Annotated in this window: 15 protein-coding genes; 7 read left to right on the forward strand and 8 right to left on the reverse strand. The window is 45.3% G+C overall.

What is annotated here, in order from left to right:
* Positions 1–17: 17 nt before the first annotated feature.
* The gene (locus tag MKY14_RS23065) at positions 18–1,958 is read right to left on the reverse strand and encodes an NAD(P)/FAD-dependent oxidoreductase (protein WP_339189653.1); all 1,941 of its coding nucleotides are present in this window, start codon (positions 1,956–1,958) and stop codon (positions 18–20) included.
* A 121-nt stretch (positions 1,959–2,079) separates the two neighbouring features.
* Here MKY14_RS23065 and MKY14_RS23070 point away from each other — a divergent pair, with 121 nt between their 5' ends.
* Entirely contained in the window at positions 2,080–3,354 is a 1,275-nt protein-coding gene (locus MKY14_RS23070) for a PucR family transcriptional regulator (RefSeq protein ID WP_339189652.1), read from the forward strand.
* An 87-nt stretch (positions 3,355–3,441) separates the two neighbouring features.
* On the opposite strand, the gene thrC is transcribed toward MKY14_RS23070, so the two are convergent.
* The 5 genes from thrC to MKY14_RS23095 form a co-directional block, all read right to left on the reverse strand.
* Positions 3,442–4,833, reverse strand: a complete 1,392-nt coding sequence (gene thrC, locus MKY14_RS23075; RefSeq protein WP_339189650.1) for a threonine synthase — start codon at positions 4,831–4,833, stop codon at positions 3,442–3,444.
* Between the two features lie 248 nt (positions 4,834–5,081).
* The gene (locus tag MKY14_RS23080) at positions 5,082–5,585 is read right to left on the reverse strand and encodes a CYTH domain-containing protein (protein ID WP_076302808.1); all 504 of its coding nucleotides are present in this window, start codon (positions 5,583–5,585) and stop codon (positions 5,082–5,084) included.
* Positions 5,586–6,834: 1,249 nt separating this feature from the next.
* A complete protein-coding gene (locus tag MKY14_RS23085) occupies positions 6,835–7,800 on the reverse strand; it encodes an alpha/beta fold hydrolase (RefSeq protein ID WP_076194460.1) in 966 nt (321 codons plus the stop codon).
* 324 nt (positions 7,801–8,124) lie between these two features.
* On the reverse strand, positions 8,125–10,278 hold the full coding sequence (locus MKY14_RS23090; RefSeq protein WP_076130661.1) for an alpha-galactosidase: 2,154 nt from the start codon (positions 10,276–10,278) through the stop codon (positions 8,125–8,127).
* Positions 10,279–10,303: 25 nt separating this feature from the next.
* Positions 10,304–12,856 (reverse strand): beta-mannosidase, encoded by a 2,553-nt coding sequence (locus tag MKY14_RS23095; protein WP_076130662.1) that lies wholly within the window; start codon positions 12,854–12,856, stop codon positions 10,304–10,306.
* A 312-nt stretch (positions 12,857–13,168) separates the two neighbouring features.
* Here MKY14_RS23095 and MKY14_RS23100 point away from each other — a divergent pair, with 312 nt between their 5' ends.
* The 6 genes from MKY14_RS23100 to MKY14_RS23125 all read left to right on the forward strand — a co-directional run bounded on the left by MKY14_RS23100 (position 13,169) and on the right by MKY14_RS23125 (position 20,488).
* Positions 13,169–14,515 (forward strand): ABC transporter substrate-binding protein, encoded by a 1,347-nt coding sequence (locus MKY14_RS23100; protein WP_076130663.1) that lies wholly within the window; start codon positions 13,169–13,171, stop codon positions 14,513–14,515.
* 107 nt (positions 14,516–14,622) lie between these two features.
* Positions 14,623–15,516 carry a carbohydrate ABC transporter permease gene (locus MKY14_RS23105; RefSeq protein WP_076105422.1) on the forward strand — a complete coding sequence of 298 codons (894 nt, stop codon included), beginning with the start codon at positions 14,623–14,625 and terminating at the stop codon, positions 15,514–15,516.
* A 2-nt stretch (positions 15,517–15,518) separates the two neighbouring features.
* Entirely contained in the window at positions 15,519–16,352 is an 834-nt protein-coding gene (locus MKY14_RS23110) for a carbohydrate ABC transporter permease (protein ID WP_076130664.1), read from the forward strand.
* Positions 16,353–16,387: 35 nt separating this feature from the next.
* Positions 16,388–18,220, forward strand: coding sequence for a cache domain-containing sensor histidine kinase (locus MKY14_RS23115; protein ID WP_076130665.1), 1,833 nt, complete (start codon positions 16,388–16,390; stop codon positions 18,218–18,220).
* A gap of 17 nt (positions 18,221–18,237) precedes the next feature.
* Positions 18,238–19,737: a response regulator transcription factor gene (locus tag MKY14_RS23120; RefSeq protein ID WP_076130666.1), complete on the forward strand. Its 1,500-nt coding sequence runs from the start codon at positions 18,238–18,240 to the stop codon at positions 19,735–19,737.
* Entirely contained in the window at positions 19,709–20,488 is a 780-nt protein-coding gene (locus tag MKY14_RS23125; protein ID WP_081393730.1) for a spermidine synthase, read from the forward strand. The genes MKY14_RS23120 and MKY14_RS23125 overlap by 29 nt, the downstream gene beginning before the upstream one ends.
* Before the next feature lie 87 nt (positions 20,489–20,575).
* Here MKY14_RS23125 and MKY14_RS23130 read toward each other — a convergent pair whose 3' ends face one another.
* Together MKY14_RS23130 and MKY14_RS23135 are read right to left on the reverse strand one after the other, a co-directional pair.
* Positions 20,576–21,463, reverse strand: coding sequence for a sugar phosphate isomerase/epimerase family protein (locus tag MKY14_RS23130; protein WP_076130667.1), 888 nt, complete (start codon positions 21,461–21,463; stop codon positions 20,576–20,578).
* A gap of 36 nt (positions 21,464–21,499) precedes the next feature.
* Positions 21,500–22,522: a LacI family DNA-binding transcriptional regulator gene (locus MKY14_RS23135; RefSeq protein ID WP_036686912.1), complete on the reverse strand. Its 1,023-nt coding sequence runs from the start codon at positions 22,520–22,522 to the stop codon at positions 21,500–21,502.
* Between the last annotated feature and the right edge of the window lie 57 nt (positions 22,523–22,579).

The raw sequence follows: 22,579 nt of genomic DNA on the forward strand, positions 1-22,579 counted from the left end.
CTTAGATTAGTAACCCTTTAGTTCAGCACAAAAGCCGTTTCGAATCCAGATTGAATGGCCTGTCCGATTCGGCCTGGCTTGCCTGCATCGCCGATCACCTTCACATTAGGCAGTACCTGCTTCAGCTCATCAACGAATGAGCGATCGGGTGTAACACCAATGGATAATACAACAGCATCCGTCTTTTTCAGCGAAGTTTCCCCCGTGGACGTATTCTCAAGCACAATCGCGCCATCCTGCACTTCTACCAGCTTGGTTGATGCTAAGAGCTCCACGCCGTTCTTTTTCAGTCTAGTCACAATGTCGATCAGATTTGGCAGATAGGCATCTGGACCAACCCTCGGCTGCATTTCCACCACCGTGACCTGATTTCCCATATCGGCTAAATATTCAGCCGTTTCCAGCCCTGTCATGCCGGAGCCGATGACCACAGCCTGCTTGTTCTTAATCACAACTGATCCACTAAGTACGTCAACAACGGTGCAGACCGCTGCCTTCTTCACTCCCGGAATAACAGGCACTATAGGCTGTGCCCCAGCGGCAACAAATACCGCATAAGGGTTCAGTTGCTTCAGTTGTTCCAGCGTAGGTTTCGTAGAGAGACGGACATCAACATCCAGTTCCTCTAACTGATGCTGCATATTATCAATAAACCAGTTCAGCTTCTCCTTCAATGGTGGCCGGCTTCCCAGCTCCACGCTGCCGCCTAGCACATCTCTGGCTTCGAACAGTACAGGTTTAAAATCTCTGAGCGCCAGAATCCGTGCTGCTTCCATACCTGCTGGACCCCCGCCGATCACAGCTACTACTTTGCCAGCGCCATCTTTTGTTGGTTCTGCAAATTCAAGCTCACGGCCCACTCTGGCATTGACAGCACACTTGATTACCTTGCACTCCATTACTTCCTGAATACAGTACAGGCAAGAGATACAGGTTCTGATCTCTGCTTCTTTGCCTGCTGCCGCTTTGTTACCCCACTCCGGATCGGCCAGTTGGGCTCTTCCAAGGGCTACAAAATCCGTATTTCCTTCCTGTAGCAGACTCTCAGCAAATTCAGGCTTACGGATCACATCACAAGCAATCACTGGAATTTGCACCACTTGCTTAATGGCTGCGGAGAGATGTTTTTTCCAGCCTTGCGGGTAGGATATCGGCTCAATGATCGTATTGGATGATTCATAAGTGCCGGAGCTTACATTTATGCAATCCACTCCGATGCTTTCCAGATGTTTCGCAGTCTGGATAGCCTCATCCAGTGTAATCCCGCCTGAGACAAATTCATCGCCGTCGATTCGCACCGATACAGGGAATCCTGCGCCACAGGTCTTTTTGATGCCAAGCACAATTTCGTTCAGGAATGACATTCTACCTTCCAGTGAACCGCCATATTTATCAGTTCTCAGATTGGTAAGTGGGCTCAGAAACTGTCCTACGAGATAGCCGTGGGCACCATGGATCTCCACACCATCAATACCTGCTGTTTTAGCTATATAAGCTCCGAACACAAATTTACGAACTAACTCTTCTACCTCTTCAGTAGACAGCTCCCGGGGCATTTCTCCAATCGCTGAAGACATCACTGCGCTAGGAGCAACAATTTGTTTGCCTCCAATAAGCCGTCCGTGATTTTGCCGGCCCGGATGCTGGAGCTGAAGGAATATTTTGCTGTCATGACGATGCACAGCTCTTGCCAGTTTCTCCAGACGTGGCACAAACAGCAAGTCACTTGCATTCAGCTGGTTCGGTGTACCTACTCCGGTCTCATTATCCACACGCGTAATTTCCGTAATGATTAGACCACAGCCACCTGCGGCACGTTCCTCATAAAAAGCAATCATTTCATCCGATGCTTCACCACTGGCCGCAGCCAGTGACGTTCCCATAGCCGGCAATACAATTCTATTCTTAAGTTCAAGGCGTCCAATTTTACCTGCTGCAAACAGTTTTTCATATTTCATCTGCTTAGCACCTCCACCTTTAGTTTAAGGCGTCCAATACTTTGTGAATATATTTACAAGCACCAAAAATCACTTCTTTATAGTGCATATTGCACTATTATTGAACCAGGGGGCGATATGAATGGATGTTTCCTTAAATGAGCAAGTATCAGGTAAAATCGAAATGGAGCATTATACCGCATCTTTGTTTACTGCATACATTTCAGGTGCAGGCCTTTCAGCTATCGTACAGACAGCTGCCGAGCTACTGCAGAATCCCGTCATTGTATTTGATTGCAGCTTCAAAATTGTAGCTCACTCTGACCTTTCCGATATCGACGATTACATATGGAGTGATAATATCCGCAAAGGTTATTGCTCTTACGACTTCATTGCGGCCGTGAGCAAAATGAACAGTGTCCAGCGTGGGAAACAAAGCGATGAATCTTATGAGGTAACCTGCGAGGAAACATCAAACTCCAAACTGATCTCCAAAATAAAAGTAGCCGGCAAACAAATCGGCAATGTATTGCTTCTAGGATGCACAAATCCTTTTCGCGCCAGAGATAACGAGCTGCTGTCCATCACCGCTACCATACTTGCCGAAGAGATGGGCAAAAATAGCTACTATCGCAACGCCAAAAATATAAAAGTTGAAGATTTTATCTGCGCATTGCTAGAGGAACAGCTTCAGGACAACCGGATTATTCAGGACAGGATGCGGAGTGCAGGACTAAAGTTCGGGAATCAGCTGCTTGTGCTGCTGTTCGATCTTACCTGGTATGAGGGTTCAGGCCGTTATGATGATTATTTAAGAGAACGTTTGCAACAGCTTTTTCCGGGCAGTCCTTCCACCTATTATGACGGGCAGATTGTAATGATCCATGATGGAAATCTCTCCAAAGAGCTTGTAAATAAGCAGCTGCAGGAATTTCTAGCCCAAACCGGCATCTCGCTTGGCATCAGCAATATGTTCACTAATCTTACGCAATGTAGGAGACACTATCTTCACTCCCGAAATGCTATTCGGATCGGTTCCATTCTCAGCCCGCAGCAGCAGCTGACTTACTATTCAGATATCCAGCTCTATGAGATGCTCTCTGCTGATGTTGTGTTTAACGAGGATAATAACTACTACCATCCAGAGCTGCTCAAGCTTCAAGAATACGATACTTTGCACCAGTCCAATCTGTATCATACCTTTTACGTTTATCTCAAAAATAACCGGAACATGCAGATTACCTCAGACGAGCTGTACATTCACCGGAATACACTCAGATATAAGCTCGATCTTATCAGCAGACTGCTGGACACCGACTTTACCGATTCTGAAAAAATGCTGGCGTACTATGTCTCTTATAAGGTCGCTGCTTTTTGTGAAAAAGCTAGGGAGCAGACCCGTACGCCGCAACGTTAATGTTAGAAGCTACTATAAACACACAAACAGCCCCCGTTCTTATCCCAAGAACGGGGGCTGTGCTGTGAAGTAGAACAGTATATGATATTACAATCCGTAAAAAGCTTGCAGCTGACGCACGATTTCATCCTTGTCATGATCCACTACGGTTTGATGTTGTGGCATCTCGAACAATGCTTTAATCTGTGCCGGGAATTCCTGCTTAATATCGATCAAAGTAATTGCCTCATCGAACTTAGCTGGATGTGCAGTCGCAAAGGTAATGCCAATCTCATCTGGGCCATTAAAGGCTTCGTAAGCCGCGATTCCACATGCTGTATGTGGATCAAGCAGGTAGCCGTATTCTTTTTGATACTTAGCGATCGTATTCAAGCATTGATCATTCTTCACACCCAGCGCTGCAAAATCCTTCTGCACCTGCTGAAGCGCCTCGCCTTCAACCGTAATCTTGCCTTCGGTTTGCAGCTTGGACATATACGCGGATAACTTCTCAGAATCCTCGCCTACCAGATAATACAGATACCGTTCGAAATTACTTGCCACTTGGATATCCATCGAAGGGCTGTAAGTGCTTGTGAAATTACCTGGTTTGTATTCGCCAGTATTCACGAAACGCTCCAAAATATTATTTTCATTCGTAGCAATGATCAGCTTGTTAATAGGAAGTCCCATTTGCTTAGCCAAATAGCCCGAGAAAATATTACCGAAGTTACCGGAAGGCACGCTGATATTAATCTTCTTCTCGTTGCTGCCATCGACATGAAGATATGCATAGAAATAATAAACAGTCTGCGCCAGAATCCGCACAAAGTTAATGGAATTAATTGCACGCAGATGATACCGACCTTTAAAGTCCAGATCTGCGAACAGATCCTTAATCACCTTCTGGCAATCATCAAAGTTACCATGAACAGACAGATTCAGTACATTGCTGTCGTCCACCGTAGTCATCTGCAGCTCCTGCACTTTACTTACCTTGCCATGTGGATGGAGAATACAGATCTTGATGCCTTCTTTGCCGCGTACACCTTGAATGGCCGCCGCTCCAGTATCCCCAGAGGTTGCACCGAGGATGTGGATGATTTTGTTTTGTTTTTTGGAAATATATGAATACAGCTCACCCATAAACTGCAGCGCTACATCCTTGAAAGCAAAAGTAGGCCCATGGAACAATTCAAGGACATATAAAGAATCATCCACTTGGTGTATAGGCGTTACTTCAGGTGTGCGGAAATTGCCATAACTGGTGTTGACCATTTCCTGCAAATCCTCGTAAGGAATCTCATCATTGGTGTAATAGGCAACAATCTTCAGGAACAACTCCTGATAGCTGAGACTTCTCCACTCTTCCAACGTTGCTGCTGAAACCACTGGAATCTCGGATGGAACCATCAGCCCACCGTCGTCCGCAAGTCCCATCAACACCGTATCAATAAAACCTTTAGGTTCCACATTACCTCTTGTGCTTATAAACTTCATGCTCATCCTCCTGAACCCCTCGTTAATATATGACAAGAATATATGATAAGAAGAAACAACGTTGTCGTCCTATATAGAAGACAACTGTTTCTCGCAGAAATATAAGGCTATTATAGTTGCACCACTTATAAATTCTTATAATTAACTATAAGTTTCACCCTAAACGTTATCCTTAAGCTAGTTAGGGATGATAAAGCTATTTCTGCTTGTTTTCCCTATATACTACCACGTTTACGCGCTAAAGTCCGTTAATTCTTTGTCTTATTTTGCAGCTCTCTCCAGACCGTTTTGTTGCTGTACTGCCGTTCTGTACTAACATCCTTACCGAACCATTCCGGCTCTTTAAAGCTTTCCGCTTCCTCCAGAGATTCAAATTCAACCTCCAATACGGACAATTTCAGCTGGGAATATACGTCGATCTCAACCGTTATGCCATTCCACACCGCTGTAATTCGCTCTTTGACCAAAGCTACCGCATTTACCGCTTCGATCATCTGATTATATAAACCCTCTGAGATAAAATATTCGATCTCTTCGCGTTTGATCCCTTTGCCATCCTTAAACGTATGCGTGTAGGTTACCTCACCTGAGTCCAGATCCGTAATTTTACGCACACGAAGCTCTTGACCACCATCTATCGCCAGATATGTCTGATCGATATTATGACGGGTAACAATCTTCAACTCTCCCTTTTGAATCAGCTGCTCCGGAAATTCCGGCAGCAGAAACTTGCGTTCGATCTCCAAAGCCATGATGTTTCGCTCCTCTTCGTGTCATATATTTTTATATTAATAATCATCATAGGGGTGTGACAAACCCAAGTCAATGTGGATTATAGGGAAATAGGACATGCTCTTGCTTAAAAAAGGCTACCGTGGGGCTCATTGTGGGATTTATGGAGGTTGTGGAAAGATAGGGCTCACCATAGATTACTGGAAACTACGGATAATTAGTGAGTCAGCCGGCGATCATTGGAATCACCATTCGATGAGTTGATCACTCGCCACTGGTCGTACTTACCCATTCGATTAGTTGGTTCCGCTCCACTGGTCGCACTCACCCATTCACTTAGTTGGTCACGCGCTACTGGTCGTACTCACCCATTCGATTAGTTGATCACGCGCTACTGGTCGCACTCACCCATTCGATTAGTTGGTCACGCTCCACTGGTCGTACTCACCCATTCGATTAGTTGGTCACGCTCCACTGGTCGTACTCACCTATTTACTTACGGACCGTATAGCCACTATTTGCGAAAAAACCGCATATTTGAGATGGTATCGGACCCAGGTGCAGCTATTTACTCCAAAACACCCCATATGGTCGCGATAATTAGCCAATAGCGTCGCTGGGGTCCGAAAGTAGCCTCAATTGCCTCTTTTTTAGCAAATAAGGACTACTGAGTCCGATCCGAAGCAGGGTACCTAGGAACCTAGCAGCAACCAAGGGAACTCTCCATCATATGTAGTCGGCGCCTTCTCATTCTTATCCCCGACCAAACCCTAAAGATTAGACCATCGTTAACTGGTGGAACCCCCTCATACTACCTCATACTCCCTCATAATCCCTTATACTTTCTCATACTTTCTCATACCACCCCTACTCCCTATTTACTTACGGACCGCACAGACGCTATTTGCGAAAAAAACGCTTTTTTGAGAAGCTATCGGACTCAGGTGCAGCTATTTACTCCAAAATACCCCATCCGGTCGCGATAATTAGCCAATAACGTCGCTGGGGTCCGAAAGTAACCTCAATTGCCTCTTTTCTAGCAAATAAGGACTCCTGAGTCCGATCCGAAGCAGGGTACCTAGGAACCTAGCAGCAACCAAGGGAACTCTCCATCATATGTAGTCGGCGCCTTCTCATTCTTATCCCAGACCAGACCATAATGATTGGAGCATCGTTAACTGGTGGCACTCCCTCATATCTTACGGACTAATAAAAAACCGAACGAAAATCAGAGGAAATCCTGAAATCCGGTCGGCTCGACGGCAGCACTTATTTTATTTCTTTCATAAATGCCTGAAAGTCTTTTACGATTTCTTTTGCTTTAGTGCGATATAAATAATGTCCCTCTTCAAACTTCACTATTTTTCCATGCACAGAGTCCTTGATTTGCTTTTCATGCTCTGGTATCCATCTATCCGTTGCTGGTTGATTCGCTTGTATAAAGAAAATAAGAGGAAGATTTTTAGGAAATGTTAAGCTTTCAGCTGATTTAAAATTAGAATACATCATTCCAGCTTCATTTAATTGGGTGGGATTAAATATGTTTTTGCGATTGATCAGTCTCATTTGTTCTTTTGTTTTATCATCAAATGGTAGTTCAGCAATTGGGTCAGCACTAAATTTCATTTGCAATCTGATTAAACCTGATTTTTTGAGCAGATTTATAGCTCTTAATTCCGAAGCTTCGATCTTCCTCTCGCTTATCGATGGAACACTACTATCAAGCCCGACAAATGCACTCACTTCATTTTCATACTTGTTAACATAATCTAGTCCATATATCCCTGAAATAGAGTGGCCCATTAGAATATAACGGTCAATATTAAGAGCCTGTAAAGCTTCATGAATTTCACTTACAATATTCTCTGTGCTGCGCTCCTTTTTGGTCAGATCACTTAATCCATACCCAAAAGGCTCAATCATGACAACTTTGTAAAACGGCGACAGTTCATCTATTAATGCTTTAAAATCAAGAGCTGGCGCTGCTGTGCCATAACCCGGTAGTAGCACGACTGTTTCTTCACCTTTTCCTTGAATATAAACATTCATGTTTTTCCCATCTACGGGTACTAACTGACCATAGGGTTCTATTTTATTTTGTTCCGATTTATTGCTGATTAAATTAACTGTATAGACAATAGCGAGAAAAAGCACGATTGCGATGATTATTGCTCCTACTACTTTAAGTAGTATGTTTAGTATTTTACTTGTTCTCGTGCCCGCCTTCATTTTCATTTTTTCTTTTATTTCCACTCGTATCTTCTCCTGTCATCAGCTGTGTTTTGGACTACCATAACTAACTGCTAAGCTAAGATTAACCAATGAAGATGTACTCTCTATGACCTCAATATGAACGGAATATGAACATGCAAAAAAGCTATAGCGTCATGCACAAGGGTAGCTGCACAGGATGCCAAAACAGGAGGAATATATGTGTGGAGGTGGATACGATCAAGGCTGCCTTGCCATCCGCAGCTTCAGCTGATTCAAATTCATCTTTGAACAAAAAAAGCAAACCACGAGCTAGGCTCATGGCTTGCTGATGACTTGCAATAAACTCTATTCCTGCACCTTCAATTTATAACATCCGCTAACAAAATCCTGCTGGATATCCGGCAGAGCCAGTCCAGCCTGCATTAGCCGATCACCACCGTAAACCTCACCACTTGCCTCCAGAATGTAATCCAGCTCCGGATTTAAACCATTCAGCTTCAGGCTACGGCGGGGCGGGTGCGGCACAGCCATTACCCGGAAGTAATAAACTAATGCCTCACGCTGATCATCGGACACGAACATCCATGCTGTCTCATTGCCCTCAAACGGGCTTTGCAGCCGGTACAGATTCCCTTGCTGCACAAGACTGCGGATTTGTTTATAGTTCGCAACCTGTTCCTTCACAAGTTCCTTCTCTTCGTCTGTAAACTTCGTAAGATCCAGCTCATAACCGAAATTACCGGACATAGCTACATCTCCACGAAAAGACAGCGGGGTGATCCGTCCTACCTGATGATTCGGCACGGCAGACACATGCGCGCCTATCGAACTAACCGGATACACCAGACTTGTTCCATACTGAATCTTCAGTCGTTCCACAGCATCGGTATCGTCACTGGTCCAGGTCTGCGGCATGTAATGCAGCATGCCTGGGTCGAAGCGGCCACCACCACTACAGCAGCTCTCGAACAGGATATACGGAAACTCTGAAGTTATTCGCTCCAATAGCTCATACAGACCAAGCACATAACGATGTGCGGTTTCCCCTTGGCGTTCAGAAGGTAACTCTGCAGAGCCAATCTCCGTTAAACAACGGTTCATATCCCATTTCACATAACTAATAGGCACGGTCGAGAAAATCCGGGACAGTGACTCATAAATGTACTGACGTACATCCTCCCGAGTATAGTCCAGCACCAATTGCCAGCGGGCTTCGCTGCGGCGGCGTCCCGGCACATGCAGACACCAGTCGGGATGCTTACGATAGAGCTCGCTGTCTGGCGAGATCATCTCCGGCTCGAACCAGAGGCCAAACTGCAAGCCTAGATTGTTCACACGCTGCGCCACATCAGACAATCCACCTGGAAGCTTGCGCAGATCCTCTACCCAGTCTCCGAGAGAGGAGTTATCTGCATCTCTTTTGCCAAACCAACCGTCGTCCAGTACGAATAGCTCTATCCCGAGTTTCGCTCCTTCCGCGGCAATCGACTCCAATTTATCCGCATCGAAGTTGAAATAGGTGGCTTCCCAATTGTTGACCAGAATGGGCCGTTCCTTATCTCTATATAACCCTCTGCATAAACGGGTCCGGTACAGGCGATGATAGGTTCTCGACATTTCCCCGATCCCCTCGGAAGAATACACCATCACTACTTCTGGGGTCTGGAATTGTTCGCCCGGCTCCAGCAGCCAGGAGAAATCAAATGAATTCAGCCCCATCGTAAACCGGGTCATCCCGAAGGAATCGACCTCTGCCTCAGCTTCAAAGCCTCCACTATATACAAGACTGAAGCCGTAGGCCTCTCCATGATTTTCATCCGTTTCAGGTTTCACCAGCGCTGCAAATGGATTTAACTGGTGGCTGCTCATCCCTCTGCGGCTCCCAATGGTCGTACCCCCTTGCACCAGACGTCTACGGGTCAGATTACCTTCCCTTGACCAAGCTCCTGCCAAATAGATCATATCCATATCGCCAGACGAGAAATCGACACTAGCACTCAGTGCACGCTGCAATCGCAGCTGTGTTTCCCCCGCATTGGTGAACTCCACAGAGCGGGTGATTACGTTGGTATGTTCAAAAACCGTATAGCGCAAAATAACACTCAGCTTGGCGTAATCATCCTTAAGTGTAAGCTCCAACGTCTGTGCTTCTTGCGCAGACTCAACATATACAGATGGCAGACCCGGCAGTGAGGGTTTACCCTCAACTACCCGGTACCCGCTGTATTTCAGCTCTGTAATACGAGTGCCGTCTTCGAGCCGAACTTGATAAGCAGGTGTTCTGAAATCTCCCGTGCCGTATTGGGGATATTCCTGCGGGAGCCGGTCGAGACCCGTATTTCCTCCCAGATTCAACAGCCCTTCCAAATTGCTGCCACTACGCAGCTTCTTGCCCCAATACACATGTGCCGGATAATCATTAACAAGCTGAAGAATATAACTCATCCCTGCGCTCTGTAAATGGAATAATCCCTTATCTTCCTGAACTAAAATCCCCATGTGCCAGTCCTTCTCTCCTTAGGATTTACAGCAAATCTTCGCTCACAAAATCAACCATCGATTGAACCTTTAGCCCCTTAGGTGCGGCAGGAATCCAGTCTCTTCCATCGTTCCCGCGTTGTGAGAACTCTATCGTCTTGGTCTGACCTGGGAGAAGGTCAAAATAATTGTCAGAGAATATTCCTTCCTCTTCCGAAGTCAGGTATACACCTCTAGCCAATACATCACTGGTCACGGTGAAGCTTAATCCACCGCTCTCTGGAGTTTCCAGCACGGTAATTACTGAGCGCTGCAACGGAATTTCTTTTTCCGGAGTAAAATAATGCAGCTTGTGATCTATCACCTGGCCATCCGCCTGCAAGCCAATTCCAAGCAATACATCACCCCCCCCTTGACCTTCTAGCAGGTCTGCCACAGGAGACGAGAATACGATAGCAGCAGAATCAGCTCCCAGCTCAACGGGATGTGCCCACTCTCGCAGCACCGAACCGTTAAACTGATACAAAGTAAGCACCAACTCAGCGCTCACTGCTGTTCTTAAATCAGATACGACATGAATGTCTACCTTCTCACGGTCTGTACCGTCGATAGACAACAGAACATCTTTGAAGCTTGAACGCACGGTATATTGCAGGGCTTTCCAGCGCCCGTTATAATCCATGCCCGCCCAAGAAGCCACCGGCCAGCAATCATTCATCTGCCAGTATAAAGTGCCCATACAATAAGGTTTATTTCTTCTGTGGCTTTCAATCGCGATTCGGATCGCTTCGGCCTGCAGGATTTGACTCATATATAAAAAGGCTTTGAAGTCCTTTGGCTGCGGCAGATACATATCCATATATTCTTTGATCAGCAGATTACCGCGACCATTCTTCTGATGCGCCAGCATCACCTCTGAGGTAAGCTCCAAATCCTGCTCTTCCGCATAGCTCATTACCGTTTTTAGTTCCGGGAACGACTGGAAGCCATATTCACTCATGAAGCGGCCAACCTTTGTATTATAGTTCTCAAAAGGCTCGATTCCGTGCCACACGCCCCAGTAATGCACATCCCCTTCGCCCACAATCCGCGTCGCATGCTGATTAATATCGCCAGTCAGCTCCCGCAACGGCGAAGACGGCCAGTAGTCCACTCCCGGATGGAACGCGGCTACAGCCTCCGGCAGAATACGGTGGAAGATTTTAATATAATCGGCCCACATTGTCGCTCTTTGCTCAGCCCCGAGTTTTTCTTTCCAGCCCCAGCCCATATTTTCCTCGAACTGTGACCAGGCCGAATCAATCTCGTTGTTGCCACACCATAAGGCGATGCAGGGATGATTGCGCAATCTTTTGACGTTATATTCGGCTTCTTTTTTCACATTTTCAAGGAACGCCTCGTCTCCGGGATACATACTGCAAGCGAACATAAAGTCCTGCCAGACCAGCAGTCCGTATTCATCACAGAGCTGATAAAAAATATCTTCTTCATATATACCGCCGCCCCAAACGCGCAGCATATTCATATTCGATTCTACTGCCGTGGCAATTTCATGCCGATACCGCTCCTCGGTTACTTCTGTGGTGAAGCTGTCATTTGGAATATGATTGGCACCTTTGGCGAAGACGGAAACTCCATTCAGCGCAAAAGAAAACGAAGCTCCTTTGGCATCACGCTCCCGAATCAATTCAATACTGCGGAGTCCGGTTTTTACACTTTTGCTAACCTCTACTTCCGCATCTTGTATCAATTCTGCCTGGAATGTATATAAATGAGGCTCTCCGAGCCCTCTGCACCACCAGAGCTGTGGCTCGGATATAACAATATTCATCTCTAATTGCTGCTTGCCTTCTTCTAAAGTAACCGCTTGCATCCACTCCAAACCATCGGCACTTATTCGCAGCATTCCCCGCCAAGCAGCAGGAGCATCCACTTCTACAATTGCGGTCAGGCGAGCTTCTTCCTTAGCAATCACATTTTGACGGATATAGAGGTCTGTAATTTGAACGGTGTCACGTCCCACCAGAGCTGCCGCACGCCATATTCCACTGGTCAAGAAACGCGGGCCCCAATCCCAGCCGTAATGATAAGGTGCTTTGCGCGCAAAAATACTAATCCGTTGTTCATCTAATCCCCCAAGCTCGGATTGATCATTCGAGGCAGGCAGCGCGTAACCCAGCTTCGCTAATTTCGGTAAATCTTCCTTAACCACAGAGCGGAACTTCACCCGTATATTATTTTCTCCAGTCTTTAACTGATCTTTGACATCCACTTTCCATGCCAGAAACATATTATCAGCAGCGAGCACATGTACATTATTCACGTACACATCTGCATAAGTATCCAGTCCCTCAAAAACTAGCTCCGTACAAGCAAGCTCCTGCCACTCTTCCCCCAACTGCAACGAGGTTTGATATTCCCAGTCCTTCTTATCGATCCACTGTAGATCATGTTCATTTGTTCCATAAAAGGGGTCTGAAATCTTCCCGTTCTTTAGTAAATCCGTATGGACTGTACCTGGCACAGTCGCCGGAAGCCACTCCTCATCACCACAGCCTCTAAATTCCCACTTCGCAAGATTCATATGCAAATGTTTCATAATACCTCCTAAAAGTTTTGTAAGCATAGACTTCTCTGAATGACTTCGCGCAAAACTCGCTTCGGAAGCAGATGCCTAAAGTTTTGTAAGCATAGACTTCTCAAAAATAGCATAAGACTTCAATTAATTCATTGAACCCTTTTGATATTCTTTGTATTTTGTTATCTGATTGTTAGGTACATGCTAATTATAAACGCAGAAACAAAACAAATAAAGACAATAAATAATAATACAATACATTTATTAACGGCTTCGATAAAGCTATAATGTTCATGTAAACGCTAACAATAAAAACGAAAAGGGGATTAAGCTATGAGAAATAAGTTATTTTCGTTATCCTTTGTTATGATTATGGTCTTATCTTCAACACTTGCTGGCTGTGGTTCGAATAATGACAACACCACGAATAACGGTGCTGCCGCAACTGAAAAGCCCGCAGCAACTAACGCAGAGAATACCGGCGGTGACACGAATGCAACTGCCGAACCTGCAGCAGGAGCTGATATCAGCGGCAAAATCACCTTCCTAACTAACAGAACAGATATGATCGGCAAAGAATATGACGAATATTTAAAGCGCTTTAATGAAAAATACCCGAACATTAAAGTCGAATTCGAAGCTTCCCAAACCGACTATAACCAACAGGCTAAAGTCAGAATGGCCAGCGGCGAGCTTCCAGACGTTATGTTTATTCCTTCCATCCCTAACTCCGACCTGCCGAAATATTTTGCTTCACTGGATGATCTCGGCTTGAACGATCAGATCACCTTTAAAGACTTCAAATCCTTTGATGGTAAGCTTTACGGAATTACTACAGGGAACTCTACTTCCGGTATTGTTTATAACAAAACAGCATTCACTGATGCCGGCATCACCGAAACGCCTAAGACTTGGGATGAATTCCTGGCTGCCTGCGAGAAGCTGAAAGCAAAAGGTGTTATTCCAATGTCCTCTAACTTTAAAGACAAATGGCCACTTGGTACTTGGGCTTATGACACACCACGCTTAATTGAAGGCAATCCTGATTTTCCAAATGCTAAGCTGAACTCTGAAACACCATTCACTATGGACAACGGTTATGGCAAAGCCTTCAGCCTACTTAGAGAGCTCAATGAAAAAGGCTATCTGGAAAAAGACATCAACTCCACCAACTGGGAGCAATCGAAAAAGGACATCGCTTCCGGCAAATTCGCTATGTACTATCTTGGCAACTGGGTTATTAACCAAGTTATCGGAGCAGGCGCTTCTTCAGACAATGTTGGCTTCTTCCCATTCCCTTATGACAATTCGGGTAAACCATCTGCTACCCTTAGCCCTGACTTCTTCTATGCCGTTGCCAAAAACAGCAAAAATTTAGAGGCAGCTAAAGCCTTCGTAAAATGGATGATTGAAGATTCAGGTTATGAGGATTTCGCCGGCTTTATCTCTCCATTAAAAGGCAAGGAATCCAATCTGACTCAGCTGAAAGAATTCCAAGCTACCGGAGTAGAACTGGTAGAAGGAACTGTTGACGATGCAAAGGTTACAGAGATCGGCAACAAGGCACAGCTGGATCTCCCTGCTGTTGTACAGGAATTTGTACTTGCCAAAGATCCACAAACCGTATTAGACAAGTGGAATAAAGCTTGGGCTAAAGCCAAGAAGGACCTCGGTTATTAATTTGAGCTTTTGATTCGAAGTACACTACGGAGCAAAATGGATTATTGCTTTTACGGATAATCCATTTTGCCTTTCCATACCACGTTTTTATGAAAGAAGGGCTAGCGATGTTCGGAACACTTTCCTATAACAAACAGAAGACGATTATCATTGTATCCTTCCTCACGATTCCTTTGTTGCTGCTCGCAACATTCACGTATTATCCGGCACTCAAGCTGATTTATTACAGCTTTACGAATTGGGATGGCTATAGCCCTGAGAAGCCTTGGGTCGGTCTCGATAATTACCGCGAAGTCTTCTCCAACCCCGATATTTTCAAGGTATTTACCCATAACTTTGCTTATTTCGCGATGGGAATTCTCCAGAATATCGTCGCTATTTATTTTGCGATTGTGCTCAATAGTAAGTTGAAAGGAAAAAATGCATTTCGAATCTTATTGTTCCTCCCTTACATTATGAACGGTGTCGCCGTCGCCTTTATGTTTGGTTATGTCTTTGACACCACCAATGGCTCTCTGAATATGTTCCTGAATAGCATCGGTCTTACCGGACTAGGACAGACCAGTTGGCTTGGAACAGAAGGACTGGTTAACTATTCTCTGGCGTCCACAGGATTTTGGCGTTTCATGGGTTATAACATGGTAATTTACATCGCCTCCTTGCAGGCCATTCCAAACGATATCTATGAGGCCTCAAAGATCGATGGTGCCGGACCTTTTCAAACACTTTGGAGAATTACTTTACCGAATATGAAGCCAGTCATCCAGCTTAACTTATTTCTTACCGTCACAGGGGCACTGGAAGTATTTGATCTCCCCTTCGTGTTGACCAAGGGCGGCCCCGCAGGCGCCAGCGAAACATACGTACAAAAAGTTGTAGATACAGCATTTGCTTACAATAATTATGGCCTCGCTTCTGCCATGAGTATTATCTTGCTTTTCTTTGTCGTCATCGTACTGTTGGTACAGCAACTAGTTCTAAGCCGGGGAGGGGACAAATAGATATGACATACTCCAAATTTCGCTTCACAGATGTTATTAAATACTTCTCGCTGCTTATCGGCGTATTTGTTGTACTCTTTCCTCCGTATGTGGTCATCGTCAATGCCTTTAAATCCACTGACGAATTTAACAGCAGCAGCTCCATGGCACTGCCAAAAAGCTTTTTGAATTTCGATAATTTCACTGCCGTCTTCCAGCGTGGGGGTCTACTTAACGGATTTGGTAATGTGTTAATCATTATAGCTATTACTTTAATTCTGAACATTCTGTTCGGCACTATGGTAGCATTTGTATTGGGACGCTTCTCTTTCAAATTGAAACCCGTTGTCTTCGGTGCATATCTTGTAGCCACCATTATTCCTAGTATCACGACACAAGTGGCGACTTTTGGTATCATCAAAAGCATGGGGCTTTACAATACACTTGGCGCCCCGATCGTGCTTTATATTGGAGCGGATGTAATTCAAATTATTTTATATCTGCAATTTATCCGTAATATTCCCGTGGATCTCGATGAAAGTGCGATGGTAGAAGGTGCCTCTCTGTTCAGAATCTATCGGTCGATTATTTTCCCTTTACTTACCCCAGCTACGGCTACTTTGATTATTCTGAAAACCATTAGCATTTACAATGACATGTACATCCCATACCTCTACATGCCGAAACAAAGCCTTGGTGTAGTTACGACGATCCTAATGCGTTTTCAAGGGGTCAATTCGGGGGAATGGAATTTAATCTGTGCGGCTATTCTGCTTATCCTGCTGCCAACAGTAATTTTATATTTCTTCCTGCAGCGTTACATCTTTGAAGGCGTAACCAGTGGAGCGGTCAAATAAGGTAGGTAGCTTATTACAGGAAAGGAACAACGCAAATGCTATCATACATCCGGTTAACTTTACGCAAAATGTGGTTGTTCCTTGCCAATCTACCGATGGAGCGCAAGCTGATTGTTATCTTTGTCTTTCTGATCTCTCTGCCGATCACTTATGTAAGTTATCTATCGTCCCGCTCCATGTTCAACTCGGTTCTTGTGAATGCGACTGACGGTGCGGGTCAAATGACATCGAATGCTTCAGATACCATCGACCGATATATTGCCGACCTCAAAAGATATACAGCCCTGCCGCTGTATAACACCGATGTGCAAGTCTACCTGACACAGCAAAATACCGACTGGGAAAAAAATACGGGCATGGCGATGTTCCTTAGCTATTTGAATCATACTAAGGAAGAGATCATTGCCGTGTATTTGGTGGATCAGTACGGTTCTGTCTTTTATGATAAAGACGCTGGAATTAATGAACTGTATCCAGAGGAACGATTAGCCAAATGGAGAACCATGAGTGAAGATGCCGGAGCAGCGCCTGTCATTCAGGGCAGACATACGATCCGCACCAACTCGAATGTCCATAAAGAGGTCTTTAGTGTTCTGCGTACGATTAACTCTGTAAGCACATTGCAGAATATAGGAATTCTCGTTTTCGATGTAGACATCAATCTGTTTAAGGGCATTATCGATCCCGTAAATGCAGTTACGCAAGGAAACACGTTCATTGTAGATAACAATGGAGATCTGATTTATGCCAGTGAAGATTCCGCGGTTCCGAATCTGGCTGCCGATACACAAACTCTGAATACAAAGCTGTTGCTGCAGCAAGTAAATCAGCAGCAGGATCATTTTCAAATAGACTTGAATGGCCAGTCTTATCTTGCAGTGTATACCGTCTCGAAACAGACCGGGTGGACCACTATGGTTACGATTCCTTTAACACGTATCCTGTCCCCTGTACAAAAGAATCGTAATACGCTTATCTTGACCACACTGATTATCATTGCTTTTGCACTTTTTGTTGCGACTATAATTTCCCATGCCCTGACCAAACCCCTTAAATCCTTGGTCCGCTTAATGAAACGGGTGCAGCATGGTAATCTGGATGTCTGGCAGCATTCCAAATATAATGATGAGATTGGGATGCTGGGCAGTCATTTTAATCGGATGATCATAAGGATCAAAGATCTGTTACAAGAAGTGTCTATCACGGAGAAACGGAAGCAAAAGGCTGATATGCGGGCGCTTCAAAACCAGATTAATCCCCATTTTATTTATAATACGCTGGAATCCATCCGCATGCTTGCAGAGAGCAATGATGATCCACGTGTGGCGAAGCTAACCTATTTACTTGGGCTTCAAATGCGTTACAGCATTGTCCGAAACGAAGAGGCTGTTACAATTAGACAAGAGCTGGATCATGTGAGAAATTATTATCAGCTGCTGGAAATCCGATTCCCAGACAAGTTCAGACTTAACATCGACGTGCCGGACGAATTCCTTCATCTTCCTGTTATTAAGCTTGTCTTTCAACCGATCGTAGAAAATGCTGTCTTTCACGGTTTGGATCAAAAGGTAGGACCGGGCACCTTGAGCATCACCGCATGGAGCGAGCATGGAGATGCCGTATTCTGTGTAGAAGATGATGGGATCGGTATGGATGAAGCCACCCTTCGTTCCTTAAACAATAGTCTGCAGACTGGAACGGACAATGAAAGGTTCGGGATTGGACTACGAAATGTAAATGAAAGAATTCGCCTGCATTACGGCAGTTCGTTTGGTCTGCTTGTTGAGAGTGAGCTTGGAATCGGCACTCGTGTTACCCTGCGCATTGCGGATATTAACGCTAAATTCAGTGAAGATGAATTTATTTAGGAGAGGGGCTGCTCAGATTGCTGCGTATTGCGATTGTGGATGATGAGATCTTAATCCGCGAAGGACTGGCCCGAATGATCAGTAAAGAAAGCGCCGAATTTCTGGTCATCGGCACCTACTCCGACGGAAAACATCTATTAGATAAGTTAAGCACACTTCAACTTGATGTTGTGATTACAGATATTCGTATGCCGCAAATCAATGGCTTGGAGCTGATTAAACAGTTAAAAGCCACCCATCCGCAGATCTACTCTATTCTAATGAGTGGATTTGTTGAATTTAATTATGCCCGAGAAGCCATCCGCAGCTCAGCTGTAGACTATTTATTAAAACCAATTAATAAAGAGCAGCTGTTCGAGCTGCTTTATCGGCTAGACAAAGAACGGCAGCTCGCGCGCGACAAGGAAGAACGCCACCGTTCCGGGCTTTTATTGACAGTCTTACATATCGAAGAGCCCTCTTCCCCTCTCCTATTATCCAGCCTTACCTTGCCCCAGCCTTATTTCTCGGTCTTTGTCCTCAAAGGGAGCGCCAGAGAAACCGTCTGCTCCTGCGCAGACAGTCTGCGGCAAGAGAAGGCGTTGAGCTTCGACAGCTTGGAGATTCAAAAAGGACTCTACGTCTGGATTGTATATTCTGCTGAGCCGCTGTCAGACAACGATTTAAAAGATATCGGTGACATTATGCGGATATCTGCACACGGAAAGATCCTACATGTAGGTACCAGCGGTTGTTATAATGAGGTATCCAAGCTTAGACAGGCATACCTAGATGCTAAACAAGCCTGCAACATGGGCATATATAATCCGGAGCCTGTACATTACGCGAATATTCAGAATATTCAACAGCCGGAGATGAACCTCCTGGATCACTTTAATACAATTAGAGAACCGCTGATCCATAACCTGCAGATTCTGAATGTGACAGGCGTCTTAGAATGGATTCATGACCTGTTCTCAGTGCTGAAAGCACAACAAGCCGGTCCTGACCAAATTCTCCGGATCTGTCGCTGGGTTGAAGAAACTGCACAAAAGGAACTGCAAGAATTCGAGGCCCGCAATAAAAGTGCTCCCGACCTCAGGTTGGACGACAGAATCGCGTCCAGTATGAGCTTTTGCGACATTGAGGAGATGTTTACCGCTCATTTCACAAACATTCTGACCGAAATCAGAACCCATCGTCTGGAGATGTCCGGCACAGCCATAGAAACCATAAAACGCTGGATATCCGCTAACTATAATCAGCATGCGGATCTGAACACTTTGGCGAATATGGTTTTTTTGACTCCAAGCTATTTAAGCAAGCTGTTCAAGCAAGAGACCGGACTTACACTGACGGACTACATCACGGAAATTCGGCTGCGCAAAGCCAAACATCTACTCAAGAATGCTCCGGACCTGAAGGTTCACGAGATTGGGGCAGAGGTTGGATATGGCGATCCTGCCTACTTCAACAAGCTTTTTAAACGTGTTGTCGGGGTTACACCCAATGAATATAAACGAATTAGTATTGTATAAGGAGATCGATCACTTGCATTCAGAGCTTCAAAGAAATAGCGAAAATCATGAAATAACCGTCTACGACACAACAGAACTATATGGTGAAAAAGGCTCCTTCCGTGTTATGCAGTTCTCGAATCATGCCACTCAAGGTGCGATGGATCTTAATGACCCGCAACGAGTTCTCTTTGAATATCCGCGGGCCATCATTCACTTCATGGAGTTCAACCTCCCTTCTTTTGAGGATGTTTTTCTTATTGGGCATGGAATTGGAACAATTGCCGGACATTTTCCGGACAAAAGATTTAAAGTAGCCGAGCTAGACAAACAAGTAGTCGAATTAAGCCGCCGCTGCTTTGGATATAGTCAAGATAACGTAGTGATCGGTGACGGACGTCAGATCCTTGAAGGCGAAGACCCGCAGGTATATGATTACATCATTTTGGATGCCTTTACTGCCGCTGGTACACCAAGGCATTTGATCTCCCGTGAATTTTTCAGTATTACCCGTTCGAAGTTGAACACAAGCGGATATATTCTCATGAATCTAATGGGAAAAGGTGAAAATGACCCGCTGATCAACGCGATTTATACGACGCTAGCCGAAGAGTACGCCTATATCAGAGCCTTTTCCCTGCCTTCAGAAGGGGCCGCCGATATCCAAAATATCATTATGGTTGGCGGCAGCACCCCTATCCGCTTTCAAGCCCGCCATTTGGCTGGCTTCAAAGAAATACAGCTGGGACAAGGATATCTGATTCAGGATTAAATCAGGATTAACTATAAAAAATGACCTCATCCTCCACTTCACTGTGGATTTCGAGGTCATTTTTGGGTTGTTTTCATACGGCACCATTTAAACCGGATTAGGCACAAAGCTGCCACCACGGCAATATTTCAAGTAATTCAATGCATGCACCTGGCCGGTCATTTCCAGCTCATCACGATACACTGGATCATGCCAGCCTTCGATATCAATCGTACCTTTATAACCCGCTTGGCGCAGGATGGTGATTACATCTACCCAATTGGTATCCCCGAAGCCAGGGGTCCGGTCCCATACATAAGGTTTGGGGCCATGAATACCGTATTCCTTGACGATGTCCCAAGCGATGGTCGCATCCTTGCCATGCACATGGAATACTTTATCCATCCATTTGCGCAGCTGCGGAAGCGGATCAATCAATGCGATCATCTGGTGGCAAGGCTCCCATTCCAATCCCAGATTATCCGCCGGAACGGCATTGAACATCTTCTCCCAGGCCGAAGGATTGTGAGCGATGTTCCACTCTCCGCTCTTCCAATTTCCGCCCATAGCGCAGTTCTCAAAAGCAATCCGCAGGCCACGATCTGCCGCTCTCTTCGCCAGTTCTCCGAACACCTCTGTAAACTTCGGGATGGACTCATCAATGGACAAACCTGGCAATCGGCCAGTGAAGCCGCCTATAATATCTGTGCCAAATAAATGTGCATGATCAATCAGCCGCTCCCAGCTGGCCAATGTGTCGGCATTGTCGCCGCTGCCATTCAGCGGATTGCCATAGATGCCCACAGAAGAGATGACAAAATCATGTTCAGCAGCTAACTCCCTCAGTCGTGCAGCCGTTTCTATCAAATCGGTTTCGCCGGTGGTCTGCCAAAAATTCAGATTAAATGATTCAAATCCATGCCCCACAATTTGTGGAATGACCTTAACGGCTTCTCCACCACGAACAATCGTACCTATTCTCAGTGTATCTTGCATTTGGGTTCCACTCCAATAAAGGTTTATAGTGTGATCTTAACGAGGTTTAATCATCTTGCAGGAACCACGCTTGAGCAATACCGCATCATAGACAATATGCTGATGGTTTGACCGTCCGGAAATGAGGTCGAACAGAACACCTACACTGGATAAGGCCATTTCCGTACCCGGCTGGCTGATTGTATCAAGAGAAGGATGATAATATTCAGCCATCTCGATCCCGTCAAAGCCAATGATCGAAATGTCATCAGGGATAGATAACCCCGCGGTAAGCACCGCTTTGGCAGCACCGATGGCAATCGTGTCGGAAGCGGCAAATATAGCTGTAATTCCCTTGTTCTTGTTGAGCAGTCTTCGCGCAGCATTAAATCCCGAGCTGGGACTGTATTCACAATCCTCAACCAACCCTGAATCATAGGGCAGACCCTGCTCTTCGAGTGCTTTTTTGTAGCCTAAATACCGCCGGTTGCCCGTGGTTTCATCCAATAATGGAGACTTGGCTAAAAAGCCGATATTCGTATGACCTAATGAGATCAAATAATTGGTAGCCTTATAGGCTTCCTTCGTTTCATTGATAATAACGCTGGAAAAAATAAGCGGGTTCACCTCCTGCGTTGAGGTGATCGTTGTCAGCACAAACGGAACCGTCAGCTGTTTGAACTTCTCTTCAGAATGATCATAGGTTCCACCCATGAAGATAATCCCACACAGATTCTTCTCCTTCACCAGTTGAATTGCAGCATTGATTTCATCGGTCCCATCCTCTACTTGCTGGATAAGAAACGGGTAGCCCCGCAGATTGACCTGCCGTTCAATTTCTCTGATCATATTAGAGAAAAAAGGATTGGTAATCCCCTTGACCATAAGTGCAATGTTCTTAGATTGTGTAGTTTTCAAATTCCGCGCGTTGGAATTGGGAATATAATTGTATTCCTTAACCACACTCATCACTTTCTCACGTGTAGACTTGCTCACCGGTCCCTTGTTATTGATTACCCTGGAGACCGTCGAGATGCCCACACCGGAAATCCGCGCGATATCCTTGATATTTACATCCACTTTACTCCCCCATTTATGGGTAAAGGAGCTATATCGAATTATAGCTCCCTTACACCC

Source organism: Paenibacillus sp. FSL R5-0887 (assembly GCF_038002305.1).
GTDB classification, from domain to species: Bacteria; Bacillota; Bacilli; order Paenibacillales; family Paenibacillaceae; genus Paenibacillus_AQ; species Paenibacillus_AQ odorifer.